Genomic DNA, 4570 nt, shown 5'->3' on the forward strand with positions numbered 1-4570 from the left:
TAAGCGAATCATTTGCGCAATATTCGTTCACGATTTTTATACTGATGAGTTATAAATTTAGTTAGGTGTTTTTGCCATTTGGTGCACTAGAAAAGAGAGGAGTAAAAACTTTAAGAATTAAGATTTAAACGCTGAGATAAGCATTTTAGGATTTGAAAATTCTGCTCCAAATTAGTGAAACTAAGTGGTTATTGAACTTAGCTATTATATTAAGTTGGGTTAGTATTGTAAGAGTGGCAGACAGTTTATATTCAACGCGGATCGGAATTTTTGTCATTATTGCTATTTTTTCGATAAGACAAGCGCCGTTTTATGAGTAAACCGATAATAACAACCACGATTGATATACCAATAGCTTTAGAATAGGGGGCTAACACGCCTGCGACAGCGTCATAGTTTTGACCCAAGTAATACCCGGCTAGCGCCAATATCGCGGTCCAAATGCTGGCGCCTAAAGCGGTTAGCGCCAAAAACGGTAATAACGCCATTTTATTCATACCGGCAGGGATGGAAATTAGCGAACGCACGCCCGGCACCATACGCCCAAAAAACACTGCCATTTTGCCATGTTTGTCAAACCATGCATTGGCATCGGTGATGTCAGTAGGTTTTATAAACACGTATTTGCCGTATTTCTCAGTGAACTCGACCAAGCGCGGTTCATCGAATTTATGGCCCAAATAGTATAAGGGTAGCGCACCCAGCACCGCGCCAAGCGTCCCAGTTAGAATGACCAAGACAATGCTCATATCGCCTTTAGAAGCGGCGAAGCCAGCAGCGGGCATGATAACCTCAGATGGAATAGGCGGGAAAACGTTTTCAGCAAACATGGCAAATATAATGCCAAAGTAGCCAAACCTTGCCATGATGCCGAGTACCCATTCACTCATTTGATCCATAGAATTCCTAAATAACTGACAAATTGATGGCTGTCAGTTTATAACAGCCATCAGCTGATAAAAACTATCGACTGGTAAAGGTAATGGTTTTAGTGCCGTTTGTAGACGGCTGGCTAATCGTTACTTTGCTATCCAGAATATCACCGCGCGCATTGATTTTATAACATTCTGACGAGCTACCATTAGGATCGTTACTGAGTAGTAAGTTAGCCGAGGTTTCTATACAAAACCACGCGGTATTATTGCTGTCTCGGCTCAAAGACCAATCTTGATTATAAGTGCCTATTTTTTTGCGCATGCTTCTATCGGCATAGACGTCCTCTTTAATCAATTTGCTTGATGAACCAATCGTTGCCATTTTGGGAATGGTTGTGGTCTGATTCGAGATCGAGTATTTACCTGAGCTGTCAGTGAAACCATGGAATACCAATGGATTAAGGGTAAAGTAATTAATGGCGACTGATTGATCAGTGACTTGATTGTTGACTTTATTAATGGTATTTACTTCAGCGCCTTGGACTTGTTTATTGTTAAATACCATGCTGCCTTTGGGCGTGACTTTGATGTCAGCAGAGGCTTTTTGATTGCCGACGTTCGCCACTAGGCTTTGACTGCGGGCTTTGGTGTAAATATTGAGCATGGCTGCTTCGACGGGATATTGAGTGACAATATTATTTGAATTGCCCGGCGTACTGCCACCGCTCATACCACCTGCACAAGCGCTTAAGCCCACCGATACCGCGACAAGTAATCCTAATTTTTTCATGGTGTATTCCCTCGATTTATTTGAGTTTTTTTATTTAAATAATTATTACCTGCCTACTATAATCGAATTTTTAAGCGCTGACAGCTGCCGTGTATCCTTGTACCTGCTATCCTTACATCATTATAACAACCGATGATTTTGTAGAAATTTATTGAATAAGTACGTAGTAAAAATTTTTAGCCAATTAAAATAGGATAAATCGCTGTTTTTTCTGCTCATACCTCTTTAGTCTGTTATCATTTCGTCCTGTAAAAACGCTAGTTTTACTCTATAAGTACCAATTATAAGCATCATTCGTTAGGACGTTAAAATGATCGTCAAGCAAAAGCCAAGCGCCATCAAACTGCTTTTTACCTTGCGTGGCTCCATTCTGCCCAAGGTCTATCCGCAGATTTTGCTCATTAGCTTAATTAGTGCCTTTATTACCAATATTCAGCACGGATTTCCCAGCTCTTTTTCTTCTTATAGCGTCGCGCCGTTTACCTTGCTTGGTATTGCTTTATCGCTGTTTCTAGGTTTTCGCAATAACGCCAGTTATCAGCGCTGGTGGGAAGCTCGAGGACTATGGGGGCAATTGGTCTATGATACGCGCAGCTTTACTCGTCAAGTGCTGTCTTATATAGATGATGAGAGTGAGAAAGGGCACGATAGCCAGCGCCGATTGGTATATTTAAGCATCGCTTTTACTCATGCGCTGCGTCATCGATTGCGTGACAGTGCGCCTTGGCAAGATGTGGAGCGTTTTGTTGAGCCCGTTTATCATGCCAGCATGCAACAGGCGCAAAATTTGCCGGATTATCTGCTGCGTCTGCTCGGTAAAGAGCTTGGCTATTGTCGGCATCAGCGCTTGACGTCAGATCTTATGCTGCAAAATATGGACGAGCGCATCAATTCGATGACGGTGGTTTTATCCGCCTGTGAGCGTATTCATAGCACGCCATTACCGTTTGCTTATACGCTGCTGGTGCATCGCACGACGTATTTGTACTGCTTTATGCTGCCTTTTGGTCTGGTTTCTTCTTTAGGCTGGGTGACGCCTTTGATTTGCGGCGTTATTGCTTATACCTTTTTTGGTTTAGACGCGCTCAGTGAAGAGTTGGAAGAGCCTTTTGGGCTGGCAGCCAACCAATTACCGCTGACCGCTTTATCAAGGAATATCGAGATTAATTTGCTAGAAGCCTTGGGCGAAACTGAGTTGCCGCCAAACATCATGGCTAAAAACGGCTATTTGCAATAATCTTTTTATCATAAAATGAGTATGGCAACAAAATTTATGCTATTAACATTTACGTCATAAAAAAGACCACTCGATTGAGCGGTCTTTTTCATTTTACCTTGTCATCATTACTATTAAATGCTGTTTAAAAAGCTTAGCAGCGTTTGTTGTTGCGTGGCAGGTAATTGTCTAAAGCGTGTCTTGGCGCTTTCTGCTTCACCGCCATGCCAAAGTATTGCTTCTGTCAAACTGCTGGCGCGACCATCATGCAAAAACCGTGCTTCTGGGTCACGTGCGACAATACCAATGCCCCACAATGGCGGTGTACGCCACTCATGACTTTCGGCATTCTTTTCTTTGACGCCGTCATCTAAGCCTTTGCCCATATCGTGCAGCAATAAATCGGTATAAGGGTAAATGGTTTGCTGGGCGAGCAGCGAAAAGCGCACACTCGTGCCCGTTTTTTGTTTTGGCGTATGACAGCTCGCACAGCCCAATTGGGTGAACAGCTGCGCACCTTTATTAAAGGTCGATAAATCAGCCACTCGGCGCTCAGGCACTGCCAAGGCAGTCATAAAATCGGTCACCGCATCCAAGCTGCTGTCTGAAACCTCAGGCGTGCCGCCATTGGGCGCTGTCCAACAAATCGGCTGATTGGCTGTGCAATTGGGATCCATAAATACGGAAGTGGTCAAACCCATATCTTGTGACATGGCATTGGCGTTTTGGGTACGCAGGCTTGAGTTAATCGCCTTCCAACCAAAGCGGCCAATGCGCCGCTGTTTGCCATCCTGTACCCAATGTACGCGCCCACTGATGCCGTCGTTATTGTTATCGTCAGGGTCAGCTGCCGCAATGATATCCGCCTCAGGAATCAAGTCGAGCAAACCCATGCCGACCAATTGCGGTGAGATACGCCCACTGATAGCGGTATCTCCCAGCGGCTGATTGGGGTCGGTGGCGCTAAAGTCAAACTGGATACCGGTAGGTTGGTTGCCATTACTCGCTGTGATGGCGTAGCGCATTTTACCTTCGGGTACGATGCTGGCATCGATACTTTGATGTTGCATTTGCTCGCCGTAATAAGTGTGCGCAAGCCCTTGTTTGTTGCCGAGCCTAAATAAAATGGCGTCACTTAGCTCGCCATTTGCCGCATAAATAGGTTTGCGTCCTTCAGCGCTATGGCACTGGGTGCAAGCATTGGCGTTAAATAAGGGGCCAACGCCATCAAAGAGCACGCGACCTTGATTGGCTGGCGTCCATTCGGTGATAAATAGCTCGCGACCTGGCGATACGCCGCCCAAGGCACTGCTTGGTAGATTGGGCATAATTTGTAAAAATGGCCTTGAAATATCGGCAGCAATGGTAGCGTTGCCACCGGCTGGTAGCCAATTGATATCAGTTTCAGGAATGTTTGAGCTGTCTGGGTTTTCAGGTATAGTTGGCGGCGTAAGCTGGCTAGGTAACTCCGGTGTGTTAGAGCTGTCATTGTTTGAGCTATCTGAAGCGTCCGAACCGCCACACGCACTTAGTAATAAAGTTGCCGTTAAACAAAATAGCGCACGGCGTATGACAGGAAATAAAAGAGTAGAGGGAGGATTTGAAAGGTTTGGTGAGCAGTGATTTGGTGAATGAGGCAGTAGAGACATGGTAAGACCTAAAATGGCTAAAAATATCATTTATTAAAAT

4 protein-coding genes are annotated in these 4570 nt (G+C 44.7%); 1 reads left to right on the forward strand and 3 read right to left on the reverse strand.

From position 1 onward, the window contains the following. Positions 1-251: 251 nt before the first annotated feature. A complete protein-coding gene (locus tag CXF58_RS00865) occupies positions 252-899 on the reverse strand; it encodes a DedA family protein (RefSeq protein WP_102076286.1) in 648 nt (215 codons plus the stop codon). A gap of 64 nt (positions 900-963) precedes the next feature. Further along, on the reverse strand, positions 964-1665 hold the full coding sequence (locus CXF58_RS00870) for a hypothetical protein (RefSeq protein ID WP_102076287.1): 702 nt from the start codon (positions 1663-1665) through the stop codon (positions 964-966). Between the two features lie 310 nt (positions 1666-1975). Between CXF58_RS00870 and CXF58_RS00875 the strand changes: the two genes are divergently transcribed. Then, the gene (locus CXF58_RS00875) at positions 1976-2902 is read left to right on the forward strand and encodes a bestrophin family protein (protein WP_102076288.1); all 927 of its coding nucleotides are present in this window, start codon (positions 1976-1978) and stop codon (positions 2900-2902) included. A gap of 113 nt (positions 2903-3015) precedes the next feature. Here CXF58_RS00875 and CXF58_RS00880 read toward each other — a convergent pair whose 3' ends face one another. Continuing rightward, positions 3016-4530, reverse strand: a complete 1515-nt coding sequence (locus CXF58_RS00880) for a di-heme oxidoredictase family protein (protein ID WP_180952486.1) — start codon at positions 4528-4530, stop codon at positions 3016-3018. Positions 4531-4570 lie beyond the last annotated feature (40 nt).

Source organism: Psychrobacter sp. Sarcosine-02u-2 (assembly GCF_002836335.1).
In the GTDB taxonomy this organism is placed as follows: domain Bacteria; phylum Pseudomonadota; class Gammaproteobacteria; order Pseudomonadales; family Moraxellaceae; genus Psychrobacter; species Psychrobacter faecalis.